The organism is Chitinophaga parva, assembly GCF_003071345.1.
GTDB lineage: Bacteria > Bacteroidota > Bacteroidia > Chitinophagales > Chitinophagaceae > Chitinophaga > Chitinophaga parva.
Genome location: NZ_QCYK01000001.1, coordinates 580,539 through 606,457 on the forward strand (window position 1 = coordinate 580,539; position 25,919 = coordinate 606,457).

Here is a 25,919-nt window from a genome sequence, read left to right on the forward strand (position 1 = left end):
TCTTCACCGGCCTCCGGCCGTAACGCGCAGGCATTGCCCCTGGCGTAGCTTTTCTTTTCCTTTTATCAACTTACTTACTGGCATGTATTGTCAGGCTGGTCTTTTCCGGTAATACCTCCGCACAGGTGCGGAAGGCTTGTGCCTGGAAAGTACTGCCGGCAGCGCATGCAAAAATGCGACACTAATGCAACCCTCTAAAATTTTTTCCCATATCAGGGAAGATGCGGCCGCGGGCCTGGTAGTCTTCCTCATCGCTGTGCCCCTCTGCCTTGGTATTGCCCTTGCCTCCGGCGCGCCCTTATTCTCAGGGCTCATTGCCGGTATGGTGGGCGGCCTGGTAGTGGGTGCTTTTTCCGGCTCCCATGTGAGCGTGAGCGGCCCCGCCGCGGGACTTACCGCTATCCTGCTCACTGCCATCGGTAAACTCGGCGCTTTTGATATACTGCTGCTCTCCGTGGTGATTGCCGGCTGCGTGCAACTGGCCCTGGGCCTGGTCAAGGCAGGCACTATTGCAAACTATTTCCCGTCAAACGTGATCAAAGGCATGCTGGCGGCCATCGGCATCATCATCATCCTCAAGCAACTACCAAACGCTTTCGGTTATTTCCGCCCGGCCGCCGCAGATTCCGCTTTTGAAGACGATGACACGGCCAATATGTTTACCAACATGCTGTCTACCCTGAAATATGTGCATACCGGCGCCACGGTGATCACCGTGGTATCACTGGCCATCATCCTGTTCTGGAAAAAAATACCGGGGGTAAAAGTAATACCGGCCGCACTGGCTGCGGTGCTGGCCGGTATTGCCCTGCAGGCGCTGTTTGCAAAAATGGGTGGCGCCTGGGCATTGGGGCCCAAGCACCTGGTAAGCCTGCCGGTACCCGCCAGCGTACCCGATTTTGTGCACCAGTTTACCCTGCCCCGCTTCAGCGCCCTGGGCGACAAACAAGTGTGGATCACCGGCATTACCATCGCGGTGATCGCCTCCATAGAAACCCTGCTGAACCTGGAGGCTTCTGATAAACTGGATAAACAAAAACGCTACTCCTCGCCCAACCGGGAACTGAAAGCCCAGGGCATTGGCAATATCGTAAGCGGCCTCCTTGGCGGCCTGCCCGTTACATCGGTGATCGTGCGCTCTTCTGCCAATATTGATGCCGGCGCCCGCACCCGTCTTTCCTCCATGCTGCATGGTACGCTGCTGCTGGTATGCGCCGCATTCATCCCGGTGCTGCTCAATAAGATCCCGCTGGCCACCCTGGCCGCAGTACTGCTGGTGACCGGCTTTAAACTGTGCAAACCCGGCGTATTCATGGAAATGTTCCGCAACGGTAAGTACCAGTGGGTGCCTTTCGTGGTAACGGTGGTCACCATCGTATGCACCGACCTGCTGATCGGCATTGGTGTAGGTATGGCAGTAAGCGTATTGTTCCTGCTGCGGGGCAATATGAAGAGCACTTACTATTTCTCCAAGCGCCGCAACCCGCAGGGGCAGGCCATCCAGATAGAACTGGCGCAGGAAGTTTCCTTCCTCAACAAAGCCAGCATCCTGCTTACCCTGGACCACTTACCGGAAAACACCACGGTGATCATAGACGCCAGCAAGACTGCTTACATTGATTATGATGTACTGGAGATCATCCGCGAGTTTGCCAGCGTAAAATCAAAGGCCCGCAATATTTCCGTGCTGCTTACCGGCTTTAAACCGGAATATAAAATTTCCAATCATCCACAGGAAACCATCAGCGATGTGCAGGCCAATGTGCAGATCACAGCACTGGGCACACATGAAGAGCTGATCCGTGAATTACAAACGAATTGATTGAACGCAAAAACATTTAAACATGCACACACAGAACGCTATCTCACAGAAATATACCACCGCCGCACAGGTACTCACCTCCCTCAAAGCCGGTAATGCCCGCTTTGTTAAAGGCGCACAAATGGCCCGTAACCTGTACCAGCAAATGACGGAAACCGCCGGCGGACAGTGGCCGCTGGCCGCTATTGTAAGCTGCATGGACTCCCGCACCGCCGCAGAGCTCATCTTTGACCAGGGCCTGGGCGATATCTTCAGCATACGCCTGGCCGGCGCCGTGATCACAGACAATGTGCTGGGCAGCCTCGAATATGCCTGCAAAGTAGCCGGGTCCAAGCTGATCGTGATCATGGGCCATTCCCATTGCGGTGCCGTAAAAGGCGCCTGCGATGCCGTGGAGCTGGGCAACCTCACTGCCTTACTGGGCCGCATTACCCCTGCTGTACACCAGGAGCAAAACATCAAGGAGGACCGTACTTCCAATAACCGCGATTTTGTAGAAGCCGTAACCCACCTGCACACAGAACGCTCCGTGCAGGCGGTAATGGAACAAAGCAATATTCTCCGTAGCATGGTACTGAGCGGGGAGGTGGGCATTATCGGTGCACACTACAACGTGGAAAACGGGGAAGTAACTTTTTTAGATCACACGTGTTATATAAATAATCCTGCCAGCAGCACCAATACTGCGGCATAAAGATTTTAGTTGCGCATTATACAGTTCTTAGCTAACGGCCTGCCTTTTATAGGGCAGGCCTTTTTTGTTGTACAACGTACAGCGAATGACACTGACCAATGAACGGTTCAAAAAAAGCGGGACTAAAGCCCGCTCTAAAAACCTCCGGTACGTTGTACGCTGTACGTTGTACGATTTATAATTCCACCAACCGCTCCGCTGCGCGCTGCAACGTCTCATCTTGCTTTGCAAAGCAGAACCGCACCACATGATCATCCTTTCCATCCTGGTAGAAGGCAGACACCGGGATGCTGGCCACACCGGCTTCTTTGGTGAGGCGCACCGCAAAATCCTTATCCCCTTCATTGGATATACGGTCATACTTCATCAGCTGAAAGTAGCTGCCATGGCTGGGAAGCGGCGTAAAGCGGCTTTCTTTCATGAGCGACAGGAAGTGATCGCGCTTTTGCTGGAAGAAGGAGGGCAGCGTTTCATAATGTTCCGGGTATTGCAGGAAAGCGGCCAGGCCATGCTGCATGGGCGTGTTCACAGAAAAACACAGGTACTGGTGCACTTTCCGGTACTCCGCCATCAGGTGGGCCGGTGCTATGCAATACCCCATTTTCCAACCGGTGATATGGAATACTTTACCAAAAGAGAACACGGCAAAACTGCGTTTCAGCAGGTTGGGATAACGCAGCACGCTTTCATGGGTTGCCCCGTCAAACACCAGGTGCTCATACACCTCGTCAGAAAGTACGATGAGATTATGCAGCTCCGCAATGTGCTCCAGCATTTGCAGGTCGCCGGCTTTGAGAATGCTGCCGGTAGGATTATGCGGGGTGTTGATGATGATCATCTTAGTACGCGTAGTGATCCTGCTTTTCACCAGTGCCCAGTCAATATAGTAATCGGGGTACGAAAGCGGGATGAGCACCGGCACGCCTCCATTTACCAGTACGTTGGGAATGTAACTGTCATAGGCCGGTTCAAAGATGATCACTTCATCGCCCGGGCCTATGCACGTAGCAATGGCTGTGAAGATGGCATAAGTGCCACCGGGGGTGATGGTGATCTCCGTATCTGCATTCACGGATGTGCCGTACAGGCGCTGCACTTTGGCGGCCAGGACCTCTCTCAGGGCCGGCAGGCCGGGCATAGGCGCGTATTGATTAAACCCCTTTTGCATAGCCATGTTCACCAGGTCTTTCAACTCATCGCTGGTATCAAAGTCCGGGAATCCCTGTGACAGGTTAATGGCCTGGTGCTGGGCTGCCAGGGCGCTCATCACGGAAAAAATGGTAGTGCCTACATCCGGCAGTTTGGAAGTAAATGGAAAGATCATGCGTAATGTTTACGGGTTTCCTTGGTGGCAGCTAAAAATACAAAAGGGCTGGTGAAGATTACCAGCCCTTTGTCAATTTTTTATTGCTTACAGATATCTATCGCCTTTGTGGCGTTTCACTTCGGCCACATAGTCCTTGATCTGTTGTTCTTTATCTTTTTTGCAGATGAGCAGCACGTCATGGGTGTCTATCACAATAAAATCATCCAGGCCCTGGAGGAGCACCAGCTTGTCGTGCGGAGCCTTCACCATGCTGTTGGTTGAGTCTATCACCATTACGTTCTTGCCTTGTACGGCATTGCCCAGGTAATCTTTTTCCAGGTTGTCATAAGCAGAGGCCCAGGTACCCAGGTCGCTCCAGCCAAAGTTGGATGGGATCACATACACATTATCCGCCTTCTCCATGATACCGTAATCAATAGAGATATTGGTGCACTGGGAATAGATCACTTCAATTACTTCTTTCTCCAGGGGCGTGTTCAGCGCGGCTTCTTCTGCAACAAATAATTCATCTACTTCCGGCAGGTGTTCCTTCAGGGCCGCCAGGATGGACTTGGACTGCCATACAAAAATGCCTGCATTCCACAGGAAATCACCGCTCTTTAAGAAAGTGCGCGCTATATCCAGGTTGGGCTTTTCGGTGAATGTTTTCACAGGGTACACATTGTCTGCTACCTGCTGGGTCTCAAACTGGATGTAACCATAGCCCGTATCCGGACGGGTAGGCGTGATGCCGAGCGTTACCAGTGCATTGTGGTTTTCCACAAACTGCAGGGCTATGAGGCAGGAATTGATAAAAGATACCTGGTCCAGGATGAGATGGTCTGCCGGGGCACAGATAATGCTGGCCAGCGGATCTTTCTTATGGATCTTATGGGAAATATAAGCCACGCAGGGGGCGGTATTCTTACGGGAAGGCTCTGCCACGATGTTATCTGCCGGCAGTGCAGGCAACTGCTCAGCCACCAGGTCTGCATACTGCTCGTGGGTAATAACGTAGATATTTTCTGCGGGCACCAGGGGCAGGAAGCGCTCATAGGTCCACTGGAGCAGTGTTTTGCCAGTATTGAGCATGTCCAGGAACTGCTTGGGATAGTCGGTCCGGCTAAAGGGCCAAAAGCGGCTGCCGATGCCCCCGGCCATGATGGCCACATAAAAATGTCGGTTTAACTGTGTCATTAGATAATTCCTTCCCGGATTAAGTCGTGTAAATGAATGATGCCTTTATATGTTTCGCCATCCAGCACCAGCAGCTGCGTGATGTCATATTGGCGCATTTTTTCCAGCGCGTTTACGGCCAGTTCCTGTTCCTGGATGCATTTGGGCTGGCGCGACATAATATCTGCCGCGGTGATCTGCACGGGCGACACCTCTTTTTCCAGCATGCGGCGCAGGTCTCCATCGGTGATAGCACCGGCCAGCTGGCCTTGTGCGTCCACTACAGCAGTGATGCCCAGCATTTTGGAAGAGATTTCCACGATCACGGTCCGCAGGTTGCTTTCCGGCAATACAGCCGGGGCAGGATGTTGCTTGCTGAGGTCTCCCACACGCAGGTACAGTTTCTTTCCCAGCGTGCCACCGGGATGGAACTTAGCAAAATCTTCCGCGGTAAACCCGTGAAGCTCTATCAAACATACTGCCAGCGCATCCCCCATCGCCAATTGGGCAGTGGTGCTGGTAGTGGGTGCCAGGTTGTTAGGGCAAGCTTCTTTAGGCACACTGGTGTTCAGCACATAATCTGCCGCCTGTGCCAGGTATGAGCTGGCGTTACCTACCATGGCCACCAGCGGGTTGCCAAAGTTGCGGACCAGGGGGGCCAGTATTTTTATTTCAGGTGAATCTCCGCTCTTGGAAATGCAAAGCACCACATCCTGTTCCTGTATCATGCCCAGGTCGCCGTGGATGGCGTCTGCGGCATGCATAAACAAGGAGGGTGTACCCGTGGAATTGAACGTGGCTACGATCTTCTGGGCAATGATGGCACTCTTGCCAATGCCCGTTACCACCACCCTGCCGGTGCAGTGCCCGATAAGCTGCACTACCTTCTCAAAGTCGTCATTAATAAAGGTCTTCAGCCCTTCTATCGCTGCCGCTTCTTCCTGCAAAGTGCGCAGGGCTACCTGCTTTATATTGATCACTTTTTGCTGTTTCATGAAAAACGAAGCAAAGGTATTATTTTTTACCCAAGCCCCGCCCCTCGTGTAATTTATATTGCTGGAGACCGCATTTTTCGTTAATTTCGTGTCCCCTAAAAAACACATTAGGGTTTTTATATATTTGACATGGCTTTTTAGCCTCAACAACATTAAAACCAGAATGCAATGGCGGTCGTAAAGGAAAGTTTGTTGGATGCATTACAGGAAAATTTCGGCTTCTCTGCCTTCAAGGGCAACCAGGAAGCAATTATTAATAGCATCCTTTCGGGCAGAGATACATTTGTGATCATGCCCACCGGCGGTGGAAAATCGCTCTGTTACCAGCTTCCGGCACTGATGAGCCCGGGCTGTGCGCTGATCGTTTCCCCGCTCATAGCGCTGATGAAGAACCAGGTAGACCTGGTGCGCTCCTACAGCAGCAAAGACAATGTGGCCCATTTCCTCAACTCCACCCTTTCCAAGACCCAGATCAAGAAAGTAAGAACAGACCTGCTGGCCGGCAAGACCAAGCTGCTCTATGTGGCCCCGGAAACCCTGACCAAGCAGGAAAACCTGGACTTTTTCCGCGAACTGGCGATCTCCTTTGTGGCCGTAGACGAGGCCCACTGTATTTCCGAATGGGGACATGATTTCCGCCCGGAATACCGCCGCCTCAAGGAAATGATAGAGCAGATCAACGACAAGCTGCCCATCATTGCCCTTACCGCCACCGCTACACCCAAAGTGCAGAGCGATATAGTTAAGAACCTGAGCCTGCACGAGCCCAATACCTTCATTTCTTCCTTCAATCGTACCAACCTCTACTACGAGATCCGCCCTAAACGGAAGAAAGACGCTACCATCAAGGAAATTGTTAAATACATTCACCAGCACAAAGGCAAAAGCGGTATTATTTATACCCTCAACCGTAAAACCACGGAAGAGCTGGCCGACATGCTGGTGGCCAATAATATTAAGGCCGTGGCTTACCACGCCGGGCTGGACGCCAATACCCGTGCCTCCCGCCAGGATCAGTTCCTCCATGAGGATGTGGAAGTGATCGTAGCTACCATCGCTTTTGGTATGGGGATAGACAAGCCCGATGTGCGCTTTGTGATCCACTACAACATTCCCAAAAGCCTGGAAAATTATTACCAGGAAACCGGCCGCGCCGGCAGGGATGGCCTGGAAGGCAACTGTATCTGCTTTTACTCCCACCAGGATGTGCAGAAACTGGAGCACCTCATGCGTGACAAATCGCTCAGTGAGCGTGAAATGGGCGCCCAGCTGATCAACGAAACAGTGGCCTATGCTGAAAGTGCCGTATGCCGGCGCAAAGTGATCCTGCATTACTTTGGCGAAGCCTCCAATGTGGAAAACTGCGGCAAGTGCGACAACTGCCTGCACCCGAAGGAAAAGATAGAGGTGAAGAACCGGGTGACCATTGTACTGCGCGCCATCCAGGGCCTGCAGGAGCGCTTTGGATCAGACTATGTGGTGAATGTGATCACCGGCAAGGTAACCCCACAGATATCCACTTACCGCCATGACCAGCTTCCGGAGTTTGGTGAAGGCAAAGAACACGATGCCCATTTCTGGAACTCCCTCATCCGCCAGATGATGCTGGAAGGCCTGATCGAAAAAGATATTGAAGAATACGGCCTGCTCAAACTTACCGACAAGGCACGCCAGTTCCTCAAAGAACCTCACGCCATTTACGTAGCACTGAACCACCAGTTTGATGTGGAAGGCAATGACGAAGATGAAGACGCCAAGGTAGAGGCACAAGCCTCCGCAGACCCGGCCCTCTTTGAAATGCTGAAAGACCTGCGTAAAAAAGTGGCCAAGGAAAAGAACCTGCCTCCTTTCGTGATCTTCCTGGAAACATCACTGGAAGATATGGCTACGCAATACCCTACCACACTGGAAGAGCTGGAAAAGATACAAGGTGTAAGCAAGGGTAAGGCCGTGCGGTATGGCAAGCAATTCATTGCTGTGATCGATAAATATGTGCAGGACAATGACATCACCAAGCCGGATGATTTTGTGATGAAGAGCGTGGTGAATAAAAGCGGTATGAAGGTGTTCATCATCCAGAACATTGATAAAAAGATCCCGCTGGAAACCATTGCCAAGAACAAGGAACTGACCATGCAGGAACTGCTGAGCGAAATGGAAACTATCGTAGCCAGCGGCACTAAACTGAACCTGGATTATTGCATTGATGAAGAGCTGGACGACTACGCCCAGGACGAAATACTGGACTACTTTAAAAACTGCGAAACCTCCAGCCTGGCGCTGGCTAAGGAGGAACTGGCAGATGGAGATTACTCCCTGGATCAGCTAAAACTCATGCGTATTAAGTTCCTCGTTGTATACGGGAACTAGTCCGTTTTTATCGCTGCTGGATGAGTCAAAAAAATCTTCAGAATTTTCAGATAAGTATTTGGTAGTTATCATTGAATGCCTATCTTTGCACTCCCTTCACACGAAGGAATGCGATAAAAGCTGGTGCGGTAGCTCAGTTGGTAGAGCAAAGGACTGAAAATCCTTGTGTCGCCGGTTCGATCCCGGCCCCCACCACACAGAAAGCGATTATAACGAAAGTTGTGATCGCTTTTTTTTATTTAATGCCTAGATCCACCTGCTAATCACTGTTCGCCCACCAGCCTGGGGTCACAAGCCGGGATCTCAGAACTTCCGCCATCATAACAGGATTATACTTTTAGCAGGAATGCTACGATTCCTGCTGGCTTTTCTCAGCAATATTCCGCAGCAGCGTAGCAATAAATCCTTTGGGCTCTATCTCCAGTACATACGCGATCATCGCTTCGGGTTTATAATGCTCCTCCAGGTAGGTCCCGCCCTTTTCACTCAATACAAAATACTGTACCCCCTGTTTTACCACACCCTGCTGCAGCAGGCCATTTTCAACAAGCTGGTTCCGCGATTGCAACACCCGGGCTGCATCAATACTCGTCTTTTCAAAAAAACGGCGCAAAGCCCGGTCTTCCCCGCGGTTAGGGAATGCCTGCACTACCTGCAGGATCAGTAATTGTAATGGTACCACGGGTGGCCGTTCCTCAGCTATGGGTGCAGGTTTTGAAGGATCTATGACCACTGGCGCAACTTTGGGTTGCCTGCGCCAGAAAGAAAATAATTTCATCATACAAACAGGTGTTTCCGGGTAACCATGAATGTACGTTATTCCGGGCATAATGAATACCAATAAGTTAGCGGGCTGCTAATGCCTGCTGACATAGGGCTGTCAGACACGCAGGATAGTTTTGTAACTTCAAAAAACCAATGTACGCTTATGGCTAAAATGCCCATTGCCCATCTCCGCCTGCAGCAGCAACACATCTCTCATCCGATAAATACCGCGGTGGCAGCAGCTACCCACCTGGTAGCAGTACAGGCCCAGGACTATGCAGCCGCCAAGTGGGCCCTGGGCCTGCGGGCACCCGGTGTTACGGATGCCGGCATTGAAGCCGCCTATAATGCCGGCAGCATTGTGCGCACCTGGGCATTCCGCAACACGCTACACACGCTGGCCGCCGACGATGTGCACTGGGTATTGGACCTGGTGGGCCAGCGTATGATCAGTAAGCATGCCACCTACTACCGCCAGCACGGCATTGAAGAAAGTACCCTGCGCAAGTCGCAGCCTATCCTGCACCGCGTGCTGGAAGGTGGTCAGCACCTCACCCGCGAAGCCCTGGCAGACGCCCTCACTGCCAGGCGCATCAAACTTGGACCCCAACATATCAACTTCATCCTGCTACGCGCCGCAATGGATAAGCTGGTCTGCTACGGGCCCCGCCAGGGCAAAGCGCTCACCTTTACCCTGCTGCAGGATTGGGTGAAGCCACCCAAAGCTACGCTGGGCTTTGACGAAGCCCTGGCCCAACTGGCCCAACGTTACTGTCAAAGCCGCGGCCCTGTAACCAGCGCCGATTTTGCCTGGTGGGCAGGCCTTACCGGTACAGATGCAAAGAAGGGGATGGAAATGGCCACAGGCCTGGAAACGTTTACCAGCAACGGGCAAACTTATTACATGCCTGCAGGCCTGAAGCTGCAGCATGACGGAAAAGGCATTTATCTTTTAGCGGCCTTCGATGAATACCTGGTGGGTTATGCAGACCGTAGCGCTGCCCTGGACGATCCAACATTTAAAAAAGTGGTTTACACCGCTAATGGCATCTTCTTTCCCACCATCGTGATCAATGGCCGGGTGGAGGGTATCTGGAAACGGACCTTTAAAAACAATGAAGTGTACGTAACCCTGCACCCCTTTTCTCCCCTGAGCAAAACCCGCCTGGCAGCCATCACCACCGTGGCCAGGCGTTACGCGGCATTCATGGGGTGTAAACTGGTCCTTTCTAATCCCGGCCCCACTTAGTATCTTTAAAAAAACTGGTCTCATGCACGCCATTGCCGTCGTATCCCTAATTTTCTGCCTTTCCGAAGTCAGCCTCGCCCTCCTGAAACGCTCTAAAGAAAAAAGTACCCATGTTGACAAAGGCTCCCTCCGCCTGTTCTGGATCTTTATTCCTGTGGCATTGATCGGTGCGGGATACCTGCGCCCCTATGCAGGTTTTGCCTCGCTACCGCCCGATCCCTGTTATTACGGCGGCCTGGCACTGGCCATTGCCGGCCTGGTGCTGCGCTGGACGGCTATTTATCAATTGGGCAATCTCTTTACGGTAGATGTATCCATTGCTACAGACCATTCCCTGAAAACAAACGGGCTTTACAGCGTGGTACGCCACCCGAGCTATACGGGCCTGCTCATGATCATGGCCGGGCTGGCCCTTTGTATGGCCAACTGGATCTGCCTGCTTATCGTGGTTGTCCCTTTCTGCATACTCCTGAGTTACCGCATCCAGGTGGAGGAAGCAGCGTTAAAATCCGCATTTGGCGCGGGTTACAGCGCTTATCAACAGCGCACCAAACGCCTCATTCCTTTTATTTACTAACGGCAACGGCTACACGATAATATCATGTAGCCGTTAAAAAAATCAGTATCCTTTTACTTACAGCAAGGGCTTGTAGCGCTCCGCCAGTATGTTCAGGTGATGCTGCTGGTGCCCCACAATTGTGTAACCGATAGCCAGCACGGGGATCTCCCATTTCCAGAAAATATTGCTGCGCATCAGCGCCTCGTCATCAAAGGTGCTGAAAAGAAATTGCGTGTTTTGTTTTACCAGCCTGAATTCCGCTACCAGGCTGTCAAAGCTGCGCTGGTTGGCCTTTCCGGCCGGTGCCCACACTTCCTGGTCAAAGCCGGGCACCCGAGATTTATCATTGCGCGCAAAAAGCACGGCACGGTACTGGAACACTCTTTCCGTATCAGACATATGCAGGATCATATCATTCACCGTCCATTTACCTTCCGCGTACGCCTTATTGGCCAGGGGACGGTACGTTTCCAGCTGCGCCAGGTCCGCTATGCTCTTTGCGAAATACGCGCCCAGGGGCAGGTTTTCCGTAATGTCTACATAAGGCGGGTAGTTGCCGTTCAGGTACTGCAATTGATCTTTGTTCATGCCCTTATTTTTTAGGAATTGGAGTGTTCGTTTTCTGTTTTGGGCTCGTTCATCCAGCGGAGGATCGCCTTTTCCACAGAGCTTTTGAACATTTTTTTGATCGTGATCTCATAGCCTTCATAGTGAAACACTTCTCCTTCTGTAGGTATGGATCCGTAGTGGTAAGCAATGAGCCCGGCCAGTGTTTCGTATTCTTCACTTTCCAACAGTGCATGCGGCAGGTGCTTGTTGATATCCTGGATGTGCTCATGTGCATTCACCAGGAAGGTATTATCCTCCTGTGGCACTACGATGGGTTGCTCCTGGTCGTGTTCATCCTGGATATCGCCTACCAGTTCTTCCAGTATGTCTTCCATGCTTACCAGGCCCACCGTGTCGCCAAACTCGTTGGTAACAATAGCCAGCTGCTGGCGTTTGCTCTGGAAATTGCGCATCAGGTCTTTGATCTTCATACTTTCCGGCACATAAAAAATGGGGCGGAGCAGGTCTTTCACGCTGCTGGTACGCCTTTCATGATGTGCTCTTACCAGGTCCTTCGTATAGAGCACGCCAACCAGGTCGTCAATAGAATTATGCTGGCACACGGGGTAGCGGGAGTAGCCATCCGTGATAGCGGTATCATACAGTTCATCAAAAGCAGATTCCAGTTTCAGGCACACAATATCCTTGCGGTGACGCAGGATCTCTTTCACCCGGCGGTCGTCAAAATCAAAAACGTTATGGATCAGTTCCCGCTCTGTTTCTTCAATGGCTCCGCCTTCCTGGCTTTCAGAAATGATGAGCTTCAATTCTTCCTCTGAGTGGATCTCCGCTTCTTTCATGGGCGGAATACCAATGATGCGCAGCACCACATTAGCCAGTGAATTGAGCACCCAGATAAAGGGCTTGAATACAAAATAAAATATGCGCAGGGGCAATGCCACGATCAGCGTAGTGCCGGGCGCTTTACGGATAGCAATGGACTTAGGCGCCAGTTCTCCAAACACGATGTGCAGCATGGTGATGGCTGCAAAGGCAACGGGCACCGAGATCTTGTGGGCCATGTTATCATCCATCTGCAATCCGAGGGCGTGCACTGCATTGAGGATGATCCGGGTCATTACTTCTTCTCCTACCCAACCCAGGCCCAGGGATGCCAGGGTAATGCCCAGCTGCGTGGCGGCCAGGTAGCCGTCCAGGTTATTGGTCACCGCGCGTGCCGCGTGCAGCACGTTCTTAGGCCCTTTCAATCCGCTGATCTGGGTCGATCGGACTTTTACAATGGCAAACTCGGCCGCCACAAAAAAGCCGTTGAGTAATACCAGGAAAATAGTCAGAAATATCTGTAATGTCATGTCGTTCGCAAATGGGATTCGAAATTACGCAATTTATCACTGTTGCATTTGCATCCCATTATATATTATCACACCCGCACATATATTTTCCGCCAGTCCAGTATCTTGCCAGCCAGCCAGCACACCAGCATGTAGCTTATGGCAAACAGCAGGGAGCCCAGCTTGCCCGGCCAGTATGCCTGGAACAGGTGGTCATTTATCCAGCTAATGGGATTGCCTGTGCCCACAGGTATCATCCACAGTATTACCAATAATAATTCCGAAAGCAGGTACAGGAAAAGCGGGTTCTTGCCAAACACGGTAAAGAAGCCCGTCCACCCGGTAAGCCCCAGCTTGTCAATGATCAGGATGAGGAAAGAAAGAATGAGCAGGTCAATGCCCACCGTATGCAGCACAAAAGAAGAGGTCCACAATTTTTTATTGATGGGAAAGAAAGGGTTCCAGCACATGGCCAGCACTATGAGCACCATGCCGATGGCCGCCAGTTGCCAGAGCTTTTTATTGTCTTCCCGGTACCGCTGCACATAGCGGCCGGTGTAGTAACCTGCTACTACATTTACAATAGCCGGCAGGGTGCTCAGGATGCCCTCCGGATCAAAAGGTACGCCCTCACCATGGTACAGGTGGTCCGGGCCCATCACAAACAGGTCCAGCTTCAGTTCCGCATTACCGTGCAGGGTGTAGAAATCGCCCGGGTCGCCAAAAAAATACATCAGGCCCCAGTAAACGAATAACAGCGCGATGGACACACCCCATACCCATTTTTCCGGCCAGTACAGGATCATCAGTGAGGCAAAGCAGTAACAAAGTGCTATGCGCTCCAGCACGCCCAGGATGCGGGTGTGTGAAAAAGGCTCCAGCACGAAACTGGTACCGTGCACACTGTGCGCAAACCATGAAAGCAGGTAACCCAGCAGGAAAATGATAGCCGTACGTTTAAAGATCTTGCCCAGCACTTCTCCATTGCTCATGGACTGGAACTTTTTCATGGCAAAACTCATCGCATTGCCCACCGCAAACATAAACGAGGGAAACACCAGGTCTGTAGGCGTAAACCCATGCCAGGCGGCATGTTCCAATGGTGCATAGCTATCACCGGTACCAGGCGTATTTACAATGATCATGAAGCAAACGGTCAGTCCGCGGAATACATCCAGCGGCAGGAAGCGCTGCGTAGTAGGCTTAGTAGACATAGAAACATTTTGAGCGGGCAATACACGGCCCTGCGGTGGTTGATAGAAAGTTCGTGGAGTAAGCACAAAAGGGTGCTTCTAAAAATAATCCAATTATTTATTTTTTCATAATGCCCCGGCATGCCGGCAGCCATCTTGTGATAAACGGTTATTTTTATGCCCAAACACGCCGTTCATTATGTCTCTTCAAGCTTCCACGCATCCTGTACGCCACCCGCTGCTGGCCATTGTTACCGGTGCTGTGGGTAACCTGGTGGAGTGGTACGACTGGTATATCTACGCTGCTTTCTCCCTCTACTTTGCCCCGGTGTTTTTCCCGAAAATGAATGCCACCGCCCAGTTGCTCAATACCGCCGGCATTTTTGCGGTAGGTTTTCTCATGCGGCCTATTGGTGGATGGCTCTTTGGCCGTATTGCGGACCGGCGTGGCCGCAAAGTATCCATGACCATTTCTGTATTGCTCATGTCGTTCGGATCGTTGATGATCGCCTGTATACCCGGCTTTGGCCGAATAGGCGTGGCCGCCCCCCTCCTGCTTTTCCTGGCCCGCCTCCTGCAGGGCCTCAGCGTAGGTGGTGAGTACGGTACCGCGGCTACCTATCTGAGTGAAATTGCATCTCCCCGGCGCCGGGGTTTCTATTCCAGCTTTCAATACGTAACCCTTATTGGTGGCCAGCTTTGCGCCCTGGCAGTACAACTGTTATTGCAGAAAGTGTTTCTCACACCTGCCCAACTCTCCAGCTGGGGATGGCGCATTCCCTTTGTGATCGGGGCTTTACTTGCACTGGTGGCATTTATCATGCGCCGCCACATGGAGGAAAGCATGCACATGGATGATAAACCGCAGCGCCAGCGCGGTTCCCTGGTAGCCTTGTGGAAAGCCCATCCCCGGGCGGTGCTCACCGTGGTAGGGCTTACCATGGGCGGTACACTTTCGTTTTACACCTTCACTACTTATATGCAGAAATTTTTGGTCAATAGCCTGCATTACACCATTGACCAATCTACCGTACTTACCTTCTGGCTTATGCTTATCTACGCTGGCATGCAACCCCTCTTTGGATGGATCTCCGACCACATTGGCCGCAAGCCATTGCTGATCGCCTTTGGCGTATTAGGTACGCTCACCACGGTGCCTGTTTTCAATGCGCTGATGCGTGCAGACAGCGAGGCGGCTGTATTCTGGCTCATACTGGCGGCGTTGTGCGTTGTAAGTGGTTACACCGCTGTATGCGGTATTGTAAAGGCCGAAATGTTCCCGGCAGATGTGCGGGCACTGGGCGTAGGGTTTCCTTATGCCATAGCAGTAGCGGTGTTTGGCGGCACGGCAGAGCCTATTGCCCTCTACCTGAAAAACATTGGCCACGCCTCCTGGTACTATTGGTATGTGACCATCGCCGTGTTCATTTCTTTACTGGTGTACATCTTTGCGCGGGATAGTAAGGCGCATTCCTATATTGATAAAGACTAACGGTAGCGTATAAACGAAAAGTGTGGTGTTTGATACCGCCCTTTTCTATTTGTCTGTCTTCTCAGACCACTGTTTAAGCGTTAGCCCGGAAATGTTGTCTGTAGCGGTTTTAGGAATACCAATGCGCTGCGATCCATAGATGCCTGTATGGCCACTGAAATAGTAAGCGGTAAAGCAAGCCACGGCGTAATAGAGCACATAGTGCGTACCAAACAATTCCACGCCCATGAAAGTACAGGCCAGTGGCGTATTGGTAGCTGCGGCAAAAACGGCAATGAAACCCAGCCCGGCCAGCAGGTCTACCGGTACCCCCATCCACACCGCCAGGATGTTCCCAAGTGTGGCGCCAATGAAGAATAACGGCGTTACTTCTCCTCCTTTAAAACCCATGGCCAGCGTAATAGACGTAAACAATATTTTCCACCACCAGCTCAGCGGTGTGGCCCCACCGGCGTGAAATGCATTCAGGATACTTACACTGTCCGGGTATTGTCCATTCACACCTAACCCAATGTAGTCACGGGTTCCAAGCGCCCAACATAATACGATCACCAATAACCCGCCTACCACCGGCGTTAACCATGCCTGTTTAATATAAACGCCTGCGTATTTTTTTATACCATGGATCAGTACAGAAAAGAGATACCCTGCAAGGCCAAACGCTACACCACTCACGATCACTTTTGCCAGCAACAACATATCTACATGGATAAATGAAAATGTCCGGGCAGGTTCAAAATCCGCAATGTGGTAAGCTGTGTGGTGAATGCCCAAACTGGCGCAGGTAATATCCGCCAGTACCGCCGCAATAAGGCAGGGCATCAGTGCTTTGTAGCGCACTACGCCGATGGCCAGTACCTCGATGGCAAATACTGCCCCGGTAACCGGTGTGCCAAACACGGCACCGAAACCAGCCGCCATACCGGCGGTGAGCAGCACCTGCACGTCTTCCACTGTGAGACGGAACCAACGGGCATAAAGCTGGGCCATACTGCCCCCTATCTGCACAGCCGTACCTTCGCGGCCGGCAGATCCGCCAAACAAATGCGTGATCAGCGTGGTTATTAACACCAGGGGGGCCATACGGGCCGGCACACCGCCACCCGGTTCATGGATATTGTCCATAATCAGGTTATTACCTGCAGCAGCGTTCTTACCCGCCAGCTTGTACAGGTACCAGATGCCAATACCCGCCAGGGGCAAGGCATATAGCAGCCATGGGTACTGCCACCGCAGGCCGGTACATTTTTCCAGCGACCATAAAAATAATGCTACCAATGCACCTGTAGTAAGCGCCACCGGCAGTACCAATAAAGTCCACTTTAATAACTGTAATGTGATGGAAACCTGGTCAGGTTTGCGAAAGACATATTTCATCCTACAAATAGTTTGCGTTACTATTAGCTATTTGCAGGCGCCATCAGCCCGTAACGGGCGGTTCTTGGGAAGGAAGACACCATTTCCTTTTTATAAGCCATAAAGTTATACATTTTGCAGACTTTTTATCTTGTTTTTTAAAGCCATGCAGCCCATGCATTTTTTATCTTTACTTTATTAATACTCCGCCTGTGTATTATCTGTACCAGTTCTTCTCCAACTCCGGCTGGCCGGCTTATGTAAAGATCATCAGCATTGTGCTCATGGTGCTCACCACGGTGGGTATAGTCGGCTCCATCGTTTTGGAAAACCGCAACCCCGTAAAGGCCATCGCCTACATCCTGCTGCTGGTGTACCTGCCCATTGCCGGCATGATCGTGTATTATTACCTGGGGCGCGACCTGCGTAAGAAAAAACGCTTCACCCTTAAAGGCAGCAAGGACGAAGCGTTGTATGCCGGTTTCTGGGAATTGCAGCGCTCCCGCCTGGAACAACGGCAAATTGCCCTGCGCTTGCTGGAAGGTGAAAAGCAGGAAGTATCTGCCATGCTGCTTAACACACGGCAGTCGCTCGTGACCAAACATAATCGCGTGCAATTGCTGATCAATGGGGAACAAAAAATTCCGCTTGTACTGGAAGCACTCAAACAAGCCACCCATCATATCCACATTGAATACTACATGATCACCGATGATAGTGTAGGGCAGGCTGTCACGGAAGTGCTGATGGAAAAGTTAAAGGAAGGTGTGGAAGTGCGGGTGATCTACGATGACCTGGGCTCCGGCGATATTGGCGACATTCCCAAAAAGCTGAGAGCCATGGGAGCCGAAGTATATGCCTTCTCCCCTGTGCTGATCAATTTTTATTTAAACGCCAACTACCGCGATCACCGCAAGATCATCATCATTGACGGGAAGACGGGTTTTGTGGGAGGCATTAACCTCGATGAACGTTATGTAAACGATGGAAAACACACCACGTACTGGAGAGACACGGCGTTAAAGATAGAAGGAGAATCCGTGAACCTGCTGCAGCTGCAGTTCCTGCTCAGTTACCGGTACTGTTGTAAAAAAACATTTACCCTGGGTGAGCCTTACTTTGGCGTACCGCATCATGTTATGCACACCTGCTTCACAGATATTGTAACCAGCGGCCCGGATTCTGAATGGCCGGCCGTGTTACAAAGCATGTTGATGGCCTTACAGGTGGCGCGCCGCCGCATCCGCATTACCAATCCTTATCTCATTCCCAATGACCAGCTGATGGGCGCTTTGCAGATCGCGGCACTGGCTGGCAAAGAAGTGGAGATCCTTATACCAGCCAAGGGCGATTCTTTTTTTGTACAACACGCTGCCTATTCATTCCTGAAACCGTTAATGGAGGCAGGCGTTAAAATATATTTTTATACCCGTGGATTTATTCACGCCAAAACGATGGTTGTAGATGACAACCTGGCATGGGTAGGATCTGCAAACATGGACAACCGCAGTTTCTTCCTGAATTTGGAAATTGCGGCATTATTATATGATAAAGAGATAGCCGCACAGCTCAATGAAGCCTTTGAGCACGACCTGCAATATGCTTCCCTTGTTTCAACTGCACGGTTCTTCAACCGCAATATCTGGAAACGTTTTATTGACGGGTGTTGCAGGCTGCTGGCACCTTTGCTGTAGCCGGGTTATCCATACGTATAGCCCCCAGCGTTAGTTGCCATCATCTTCCCGGTCTTCTTCCAGGCTATCCTGGCGGTCACCACCTATGCTGTAGCCATTGTTCTCTTCATCTTCGGCACCAATATCTTCCCCTTCATCATCCAGGTCTTCACCAGGAATATCCAGGTCGCTGCCGGTTTTATCATTTCGCCAGTCTAACTCCTGCGCATCTACGTCGTCAGCTTCGTTGATGTCGTCCAGGGACGCTTCGTCCAGTTCATCTTCATCATTCATTTCCCGGTCTATCGCTTCAAGGCCCAGCAGGTCGTCTTCTGTTACATCTGCATCGTTGCCGGGTATAAGGCCCAGGTCTTCCCCTTCCACCGGGGCACTGTCTGCTTCTTTTTTATTGCGCGCCTGGAGATCGTCATCCGTGATGTGTGTCTTACGGGTGATCTTATCCACATCGGCGTCTACCTGTTTACCGGGGTTGTTTTTACTGTACACATCTTCACCGGCGGGATAATGGGGGTAAAGTGGAAACTGTTCGTCGTCTGATTTTTTATCAGTGGCTTTTTTCTTGTTGTCGCCTGATTGACTCATAAAAATTTGGTTTCTTTCTTTATCACATACTTTATGCCGGATGAGTGATGGCAGTCCAGAAATTGTGCGTAAAAAGGCAATAAAATGATGAATATCCTGTGGCAGGTTATAAAAGCCTGTTTTCCGGCTGTTTTAGCCACTTTGAGGTGTTTTGAATAAACTATACCGGCTGACGGGTGATCCTTAAAATTTGGGGAGATAATGAGGTCGGTTCTCAGGGCCAAATTTAATTGATTTTCAATGTTTTACATATTTTACAAGCTTTTCACCGGGCTAAGCCGTGGTTATGCACATTTTACACATGGAAGGGTGTATTCCTGGTGTTCCAAATTGTCCGGTTATTTCTTTTATGATTTTTTCTACGGCGCTTTTTCCACATTTGGCCGTTCCAGAATGCTGGTCCATTTTCTGGTGATTTTATGTGGCTTTTTCAGAATTTCCTTTTCCTTGTAACTTTCTGTTTGCCCTAACCTGGTTGGGCCCCAAACAGAAAAGGATGCTCCGGCTGGAACATCCTTTTCAATTTCAATATTTCAAAATCCTGTTTTTTATCTTCCCATGTACACCATCAGGATCTGAACATCGCTTGGGTTCACCCCGCTTATGCGGCTTGCCTGCCCGAGGGTGCGCGGACGGATCTTATTAAATTTCTGGCGGGCCTCGTTAGAAAGTGATACCAGTTTAGTATAATCAAAGCTGTCCGGGATCACCAGGTTTTCCAGTTGGCTCATCTTGCTTACCAGTTCGTTTTCCTTTTCAATATACACATCGTACTTCACCTGGATCTCTGCCTGCTCCAATGTTTCCCGGTCAAATTCCTGCAGTGCACTTTTTACAGTGGGCAGATTTTCACAGAGAGAAAGAATGTCAATACCCGGGCGAAGCAGGATCTGATTCAATCTTTGTTTTTGGGTAAGCGGCGCGGAGTTATTGGCTTCCAGGAATGCATTTGCCTCTGCAGGTTCAATGGGTAGTTCCCGGAGAATGGTTTTTATTTTTTCAACACCGTCTTTCTTTGCCTGCATTTTTTCCAGGCGGTCTTGTTTGGCCAGGCCCAGGTCAAATCCTTTTTGTGTAAGACGGAGGTCTGCATTATCCTGGCGGAGCAGGGTACGGAATTCAGCACGGGAGGTGAACATACGGTAAGGCTCTTCGGTTCCCTTATTGATTAGGTCATCTATCAGCACCCCTATGTAAGCTTCACTTCTTTTCAGTACAAAGGGCTCTTTGTCCTGTGCTTTCAGGGAAGCATTGATCCCGGCCATCAATCCCTGGCAGGCCGCCTCTTCATATCCGGTGGTTCCATTGATCTGGCCGGCAAAAAAGAGGTTGGGCATTTGCTTAGTCTCCAGGGAAAACTGGAGCTGGGTAGGTGGGAAGAAATCATATTCGATGGCATATCCCGGGCGGAACATCCTGGCATTTTCAAAACCGGGTACCAGGCGCAGGGCTTTGTATTGAACATCTTCCGGCAGGGAAGTAGAGAATCCATTTACATAGATCTCTACGGTATTGAACCCTTCCGGTTCCACAAAGAGCTGGTGTCTTTCCCTTTCGGCAAAGCGGTTGATCTTATCCTCTATACTTGGGCAGTACCGGGGCCCGGTACCACTGATGCGCCCTGCAAACATAGGCGACCTGTCGAACCCGGTCTTGAGCATTTCATGAACGGCTTCACTGGTATAGGTGATATGACAGCTTCTTTGTTCGGCTGGTTTTATAGTGGGAATATCCAGGTAGGAGAACCCGGTGATCTCCTCGTCACCTTGTTGCTCCTCCATTTTGGAGTAATCCAGGCTGCGCCCATCTATGCGGGGAGGTGTACCCGTTTTCAGGCGATCGCTTTCAAAGCCCAGGGAAATAAGTTGTTCGGTAATGCCGGTCGCAGCTTTTTCTGCCACGCGGCCGCCGCCAAATTGTTTTTCCCCGATGTGGATCACCCCGTTAAGGAAAGTGCCGTTAGTGAGCACCACTGCTTTGGAACGGATCTCATGGCCAAGGCCGGTGATCACGCCCTGGCAGCGGCCATCCTTAACGATCAGTCCCTTTACCATATCCTGGTAGAAATCGACGTTTGCTGTTTGTTCCAGCATCTCCCTCCACTTAGCGGCAAAAAGCATGCGATCACTTTGTGCGCGGGGGCTCCACATAGCGGGGCCCTTAGAGCGATTCAGCATGCGGAACTGGATCAGGGACATGTCTGTAACGATACCAGAATACCCACCCAGGGCATCGATCTCTCTTACGATTTGACCTTTTGCAATACCTCCCATTGCCGGGTTGCAACTCATCTGTGCGATGGTTTGCATATTCATGGTAACCAGCAGCACTTTAGAGCCCATGTTGGCCGCAGCAGCCGCAGCTTCACAACCGGCATGGCCGGCGCCTACAACAATAACATCGTATAATGGAAACATACTTTTAAGATAGGGTGCAAAGGTAAGAGTATTTTGATTGGGGTGGGAATGTAGGGATGTTCCACGTGGAACATTTACTGTTTAAAGACGAAGAGGGGGGTTGTGGATTGAAGAACCTGGTATTCTGCTGGATTAGGCAAAGCCATCATTTGACTACACAAATATTTATCCAGGATGATCCCAGCGTATACCTTTGGCGAGGGTACCCCGTTATGGCCCCCTTCCGAATACGATGCTATCTTAAAATTGCCGGTGCCGTCACCCCTTAGTCGTGGAGATCAGGTGTCGCAGTGGATTGGAATCTTCAATACACCCCCCGTATTTGATAAGGGGCCGGTAGCACAATTTGACTAACCAAGAATTTATATCAGGACATTCTATTACTACTCCCGGACAATCCCAAAGAGCCGGCACTACAATCTTATTACCCGAGAACTTACATCGTTCCATTACCTACCATACAATCTGGAAAGGCCAGTACCACAATTTGATTACTTATGAGTCTATATCGAGCCATTCTACTATTCTCATACAATTTTGAGAGGATCTGCACCACAATTTAATTCCTCAGGAAATTATATCCGGCTCCCTCCTGCTTCCACGCGACGTGAAAGAACCGGCACCACAATTTGATCACTTATGAATCTATATCGAGACGTTCTACTATTCCCACACTATTTGAAAGGGCCAGCACCACAATTTAACTACCCTGGAACTTACATCCGTCTCTCCCCTACTTCCACGCGATCTTAAAGAGTCGACGCTACAATTTTATTACCTAAGAACTTAAAGGCACTTAAAAATAAGTAAGCTGAAGAACAACCGCCGCTTACGCCTCCCATATCACGTTACCAGACAGATAAGGTAACCATGGCATCCTAAAAGATACAGCCCGTGCAAAAAACAGAAGGTGGGGAAAGGAACAATAGCAAACTGGAATTCTGAAAGCACCTCCAAAAGATATTTACAGGATATCCCAAAGTGAGCTAAGCCAGGTTCAATCCTTAATATATTCCCATGATCCCTCCTCTACAATGTTCCGGTTAACTATACATCGTGGGGCTAACTAACAAACCATCGCATCACATTATCCAATCTATAAATACCACAACCCAAACTACTATATCCAACTGACTGAAACAGATAGTTCGGTTTTACTCTCAAGTATATTTCTCATAAATCACCTAGTGGGCCGTTTAAATCTCAGCTCTTCACCAACCATCCACTGGCCAAGACCAATGATTCAAGTGAAAAGAACATTATAGACGATAATCTTTTATGATCTTAAGGTTCAATAATAATAATAATAATAATCAGCAAGCCATGATGCCCTACCTTGAGGATGAGGCCAACTCTCTTTACCAATCTCATCTATTAAAGTTGCACCCTACCAAATGTTTATGTGATCTTTGATTTCAACCCTATAAAAGCCTGGTATGTTATTATACAAAGATGCTTAGCCCAGCCGCCTGTTTCCCCTCACCATTTCCTCTCAACTTATGGAAAAGCAGGTTTGCTCCGGCTGGCTCCTCATTCTATTTAATCAATAAAATACGACCATCAAAAATCACCACCCGTTAAGTTGTGACTGTAAATATCCTCTTGGATCCCGTCTCAGTTAAGCCGGCAAATATCTATTTGTACCTTCTCATAATGAGTCAAGTTTCAATAGAAGTGGGTATGTTCCACGTGGAACATCGCATTCACTAACTGATCTCCTATCCGGAACAAGTCAAAAAAACCAATAAGGCCAAGCATTGAAAAACAATTGTTGTTCCTGATAGCACAGCCTCCTTCCTAGGTAGGGTAATATACCGCCCTGAAAGACTAACTTCCTTCCTTCTACCAAGGTAGCTCAATCAACGCTCCACCCCTTTCAGACGGGCAGTTCTAGTCCTACCCCCGGTACTACTTATTCTCCGGGAAGAACAGGCGGCCAGCTATCCAAATCACATATTTACCAGGTATATGATCCCCACATAGTCTGGGCTTTTTTTTTATTCCTGATCACCTGGTTAAATACCCTGTAATTATCGGATCATCGAAAACTCGCCAACCGGTTCTCATCCCTTCCCCTGGATTACCCAGAACCTAAAGAAATCAAAAAAAATATTCAGTTTACTTCATCAACAAGCTGTCCTTGGAGGGAACTTAAAATAAATGGCCAATCGCCTATTAAGACAACTATCCGACAACCTCTCATGGTTCTAAGTATTCCAGTCATAAGGTCCGCTGCACTTAAATCCCCTCCCAAGTTCCTCCTGTATTTAGATTCCTCTTCTAAAAGAATGTTATGATCCTTGCATCAGTGGTCTAAAATGTGTATTCCGTTAGCCTCCCTTTCAAAGACTATCCCGACCAAAAGTAGATACTGAAGCCTTTTGGATAAGAACACCCTGGCCGGTATTAATGTAATTGGTTTAAGTTCTGGCAAGAGACCGGATATAACATTGATCTTCCCGTACCAATAACATATCGGCCTGTTCCGTTGTGCCGGATCTTCGGTATATATCTGGTACATCATCTATGTAAGGTACTGATAGCTTCATGCGGGTTCATTCCAAATCCCATCTGCATCTATTCTCTAAAACACAAAAACAATTGAAATTTGTATTTACAGACCTGTACCATCTATATTTCTTAGATATCTCGTTAATTTCTCGCTTCATTTCTAAAGCCGCCTTACCCAAGCAGATCTCAAGGTCTCCACGGAGAATACCCACAACCCGCCGTCCTACTTGAGCCTGGCAGATCTCAGCTATATTACTTTGCCTTGTCAAAACGAAATAACATCTCTAGTCCCCTTTCGTCTTATAGGATTGTCACAGCCTGTCTGATGCATCTCTACAAACAGTCGATAGCTAGTTGTGTATCTGCCCTGAGTGCGACCTTCCTGGCATAAGAGTTATTACAAGCGAATGGTTAGGCAACTATAGTAAATTTCAAGTGCCGTGGAGGCTGATAAAATAAGGATAATTAAGGGTTCTTTTATAGCTCGATGGCAGCTAGCACTACGATCTACAGTCAATGTTCCACGTGGAACATTTGCTATAAATCCGCTACTAACAACAAAGACGAAGCGATTGGCAAACCTGACTAAACGTATTAGATCACCTACAATCAAAAAAAGTAGACAACAAAAATATCCCTGCTTAGCCTTAGCAATTTGAGTATCATCACAAGTAAATCAACAACCATCACTCATTTATTCTATCCTCCCTCAAACACAAAAGACCAAAACATCTCAACAAAAAAGGCAGCCATGAAATCATGACTGCCTTCAAAAATATCTACTATCAACGACTACGCGGGAAAATACAAATTCAAATACTCATCTTCCTTTTCCCTCATCTTGGCGGCCTCCACCTTTGACTTATCCCTGAAACCGCAAAGATGCAATGCTCCATGAAAAATTACCCGGTGCAGTTCCCGCTCATAACCACTTTTAAACTTCTCCGCATTTTCAACCACCCGGTCAATGCTTATATAAATCTCGCCCTCCGTGATCGTAGGATCATCGGATAATTCAAAAGTCACAATGTCTGTATAGGTATCATGCTGCAAAAACTGCTGGTTGATCTCCAACAAAAATGCATCCGTACAAAACACATACTGCAGGTGCCGTAACCCCTGCCCTTCCCGCCTGAACAATTCTTTTAAAAAAGACTTGAGTTTAAGTTTATTGGTTAGCCTGGATTTTACATCCTGATCTGAAAAGAAAATAGCCATAAGTCTGAATTGCGTGTAAAATTAATGCTAAATCCCTGGCATTCCACACCCTGCTTTTTGCATATTGGCCTAGTCCGCCTACATTTGTAAGATCATTCACCAAGAAATGATACGTATGGAAAAAGATAAGATCAGACTGTCACGGCTCAGCGAAGGTAAGAAGGCGACTATCATTTCTTTCGAATCTGACGAAATCCACATCAAACTCATGGAAATGGGTTGTGTACCAGGAGAGCTGGTGAAAGTAGAAAAAATTGCCCCCCTCGGAGACCCCATCTCCATCCTGGTGGCAGGTTATAATTTATCGCTTCGCAAAACAGAAGCAGAACATATTTGGGTGGAAGAGGTGTAAGCAATTGCACCTCCTTTTTTATACCCGGCTTCCCCCCATACTTTATCTCCCCAAGAACAAGAATTGCCTCCCGTAGTGATTTCACGGTAAATTCTGCGTGTGCCCCTTCCGAACAGCTGTAGTCTTCCAAATAACTTACATTTAAGCACCAAACGTCAAACAACATCCAACGGTCTCGGCAGCTGCATAAAATGATAGCATTTTGACAAGCGCTATCTGCTAAAATTCCCATCTTCCAAAAAACGGGATCCAAAACAAAAATTCCTG

At 49.5% G+C, this 25,919-nt stretch carries 19 protein-coding genes, 1 tRNA gene and 1 riboswitch; of the genes, 9 read left to right on the plus strand and 11 right to left on the minus strand.

The features are described 5' to 3' along the window. Nucleotides 1–184: 184 nt before the first annotated feature. Both DCC81_RS02565 and DCC81_RS02570 read left to right on the plus strand, forming a co-directional pair. Nucleotides 185–1,822: a SulP family inorganic anion transporter gene (locus DCC81_RS02565; RefSeq protein WP_108686441.1), complete on the plus strand. Its 1,638-nt coding sequence runs from the start codon at nucleotides 185–187 to the stop codon at nucleotides 1,820–1,822. Nucleotides 1,823–1,844: 22 nt separating this feature from the next. Continuing rightward, nucleotides 1,845–2,516: a carbonic anhydrase gene (locus DCC81_RS02570; protein WP_108685026.1), complete on the plus strand. Its 672-nt coding sequence runs from the start codon at nucleotides 1,845–1,847 to the stop codon at nucleotides 2,514–2,516. Between the two features lie 175 nt (nucleotides 2,517–2,691). Here DCC81_RS02570 and DCC81_RS02575 read toward each other — a convergent pair whose 3' ends face one another. The 3 genes from DCC81_RS02575 to DCC81_RS02585 all read right to left on the minus strand — a co-directional run bounded on the left by DCC81_RS02575 (nucleotide 2,692) and on the right by DCC81_RS02585 (nucleotide 5,993). Beyond that, the gene (locus tag DCC81_RS02575) at nucleotides 2,692–3,840 is read right to left on the minus strand and encodes a methionine aminotransferase (RefSeq protein ID WP_108685027.1); all 1,149 of its coding nucleotides are present in this window, start codon (nucleotides 3,838–3,840) and stop codon (nucleotides 2,692–2,694) included. Nucleotides 3,841–3,927: 87 nt separating this feature from the next. Then, nucleotides 3,928–5,019 (minus strand): mannose-1-phosphate guanylyltransferase, encoded by a 1,092-nt coding sequence (locus DCC81_RS02580; protein WP_108685028.1) that lies wholly within the window; start codon nucleotides 5,017–5,019, stop codon nucleotides 3,928–3,930. Continuing rightward, nucleotides 5,019–5,993 (minus strand): KpsF/GutQ family sugar-phosphate isomerase, encoded by a 975-nt coding sequence (locus tag DCC81_RS02585; RefSeq protein WP_108685029.1) that lies wholly within the window; start codon nucleotides 5,991–5,993, stop codon nucleotides 5,019–5,021. The genes DCC81_RS02580 and DCC81_RS02585 overlap by 1 nt, the downstream gene beginning before the upstream one ends. A gap of 168 nt (nucleotides 5,994–6,161) precedes the next feature. Here DCC81_RS02585 and recQ point away from each other — a divergent pair, with 168 nt between their 5' ends. After that, nucleotides 6,162–8,363 carry a DNA helicase RecQ gene (recQ, locus tag DCC81_RS02590; RefSeq protein ID WP_108685030.1) on the plus strand — a complete coding sequence of 734 codons (2,202 nt, stop codon included), beginning with the start codon at nucleotides 6,162–6,164 and terminating at the stop codon, nucleotides 8,361–8,363. Nucleotides 8,364–8,485: 122 nt separating this feature from the next. Next, nucleotides 8,486–8,558: transfer RNA gene (locus DCC81_RS02595), tRNA-Phe, on the plus strand. Between the two features lie 154 nt (nucleotides 8,559–8,712). On the opposite strand, the gene DCC81_RS02600 is transcribed toward DCC81_RS02595, so the two are convergent. Beyond that, the gene (locus DCC81_RS02600) at nucleotides 8,713–9,144 is read right to left on the minus strand and encodes a hypothetical protein (protein ID WP_133177511.1); all 432 of its coding nucleotides are present in this window, start codon (nucleotides 9,142–9,144) and stop codon (nucleotides 8,713–8,715) included. 147 nt (nucleotides 9,145–9,291) lie between these two features. Between DCC81_RS02600 and DCC81_RS02605 the strand changes: the two genes are divergently transcribed. Together DCC81_RS02605 and DCC81_RS02610 are read left to right on the plus strand one after the other, a co-directional pair. Further along, nucleotides 9,292–10,377 carry a winged helix DNA-binding domain-containing protein gene (locus DCC81_RS02605; protein ID WP_165806410.1) on the plus strand — a complete coding sequence of 362 codons (1,086 nt, stop codon included), beginning with the start codon at nucleotides 9,292–9,294 and terminating at the stop codon, nucleotides 10,375–10,377. Between the two features lie 22 nt (nucleotides 10,378–10,399). After that, complete coding sequence (locus DCC81_RS02610; RefSeq protein WP_108685033.1) at nucleotides 10,400–10,954, plus strand: methyltransferase family protein; 555 nt, start codon at nucleotides 10,400–10,402, stop codon at nucleotides 10,952–10,954. A 57-nt stretch (nucleotides 10,955–11,011) separates the two neighbouring features. Here the strand turns inward: DCC81_RS02610 and DCC81_RS02615 are convergent, their stop codons facing one another. From DCC81_RS02615 to DCC81_RS02625, 3 genes are all read right to left on the minus strand, one after another. Then, nucleotides 11,012–11,524, minus strand: a complete 513-nt coding sequence (locus tag DCC81_RS02615) for a DinB family protein (protein WP_108685034.1) — start codon at nucleotides 11,522–11,524, stop codon at nucleotides 11,012–11,014. Between the two features lie 11 nt (nucleotides 11,525–11,535). Continuing rightward, nucleotides 11,536–12,858 carry a hemolysin family protein gene (locus tag DCC81_RS02620; RefSeq protein ID WP_108685035.1) on the minus strand — a complete coding sequence of 441 codons (1,323 nt, stop codon included), beginning with the start codon at nucleotides 12,856–12,858 and terminating at the stop codon, nucleotides 11,536–11,538. A 68-nt stretch (nucleotides 12,859–12,926) separates the two neighbouring features. Then, entirely contained in the window at nucleotides 12,927–14,051 is a 1,125-nt protein-coding gene (locus DCC81_RS02625) for an acyltransferase family protein (RefSeq protein ID WP_108685036.1), read from the minus strand. 178 nt (nucleotides 14,052–14,229) lie between these two features. Between DCC81_RS02625 and DCC81_RS02630 the strand changes: the two genes are divergently transcribed. Further along, nucleotides 14,230–15,522, plus strand: coding sequence for an MFS transporter (locus tag DCC81_RS02630; protein WP_108685037.1), 1,293 nt, complete (start codon nucleotides 14,230–14,232; stop codon nucleotides 15,520–15,522). Between the two features lie 45 nt (nucleotides 15,523–15,567). Here DCC81_RS02630 and DCC81_RS02635 read toward each other — a convergent pair whose 3' ends face one another. Beyond that, a complete protein-coding gene (locus DCC81_RS02635) occupies nucleotides 15,568–16,899 on the minus strand; it encodes a voltage-gated chloride channel family protein (RefSeq protein ID WP_108685038.1) in 1,332 nt (443 codons plus the stop codon). A gap of 27 nt (nucleotides 16,900–16,926) precedes the next feature. Then, nucleotides 16,927–16,995: riboswitch (Fluoride riboswitch) on the minus strand. A 95-nt stretch (nucleotides 16,996–17,090) separates the two neighbouring features. Here DCC81_RS02635 and cls point away from each other — a divergent pair. After that, the gene (gene cls, locus DCC81_RS02640; protein WP_108685039.1) at nucleotides 17,091–18,572 is read left to right on the plus strand and encodes a cardiolipin synthase; all 1,482 of its coding nucleotides are present in this window, start codon (nucleotides 17,091–17,093) and stop codon (nucleotides 18,570–18,572) included. Between the two features lie 30 nt (nucleotides 18,573–18,602). On the opposite strand, the gene DCC81_RS02645 is transcribed toward cls, so the two are convergent. The 3 genes from DCC81_RS02645 to ybeY all read right to left on the minus strand — a co-directional run bounded on the left by DCC81_RS02645 (nucleotide 18,603) and on the right by ybeY (nucleotide 25,300). Next, entirely contained in the window at nucleotides 18,603–19,154 is a 552-nt protein-coding gene (locus tag DCC81_RS02645) for a hypothetical protein (RefSeq protein WP_108685040.1), read from the minus strand. 548 nt (nucleotides 19,155–19,702) lie between these two features. Beyond that, nucleotides 19,703–21,571 (minus strand): tRNA uridine-5-carboxymethylaminomethyl(34) synthesis enzyme MnmG, encoded by a 1,869-nt coding sequence (mnmG, locus tag DCC81_RS02660; RefSeq protein WP_108685043.1) that lies wholly within the window; start codon nucleotides 21,569–21,571, stop codon nucleotides 19,703–19,705. 3,303 nt (nucleotides 21,572–24,874) lie between these two features. Further along, nucleotides 24,875–25,300 (minus strand): rRNA maturation RNase YbeY, encoded by a 426-nt coding sequence (gene ybeY / locus DCC81_RS02675; RefSeq protein ID WP_108685046.1) that lies wholly within the window; start codon nucleotides 25,298–25,300, stop codon nucleotides 24,875–24,877. 115 nt (nucleotides 25,301–25,415) lie between these two features. Here ybeY and DCC81_RS02680 point away from each other — a divergent pair, with 115 nt between their 5' ends. Continuing rightward, nucleotides 25,416–25,652: a FeoA family protein gene (locus DCC81_RS02680; RefSeq protein WP_108685047.1), complete on the plus strand. Its 237-nt coding sequence runs from the start codon at nucleotides 25,416–25,418 to the stop codon at nucleotides 25,650–25,652. Nucleotides 25,653–25,919 lie beyond the last annotated feature (267 nt).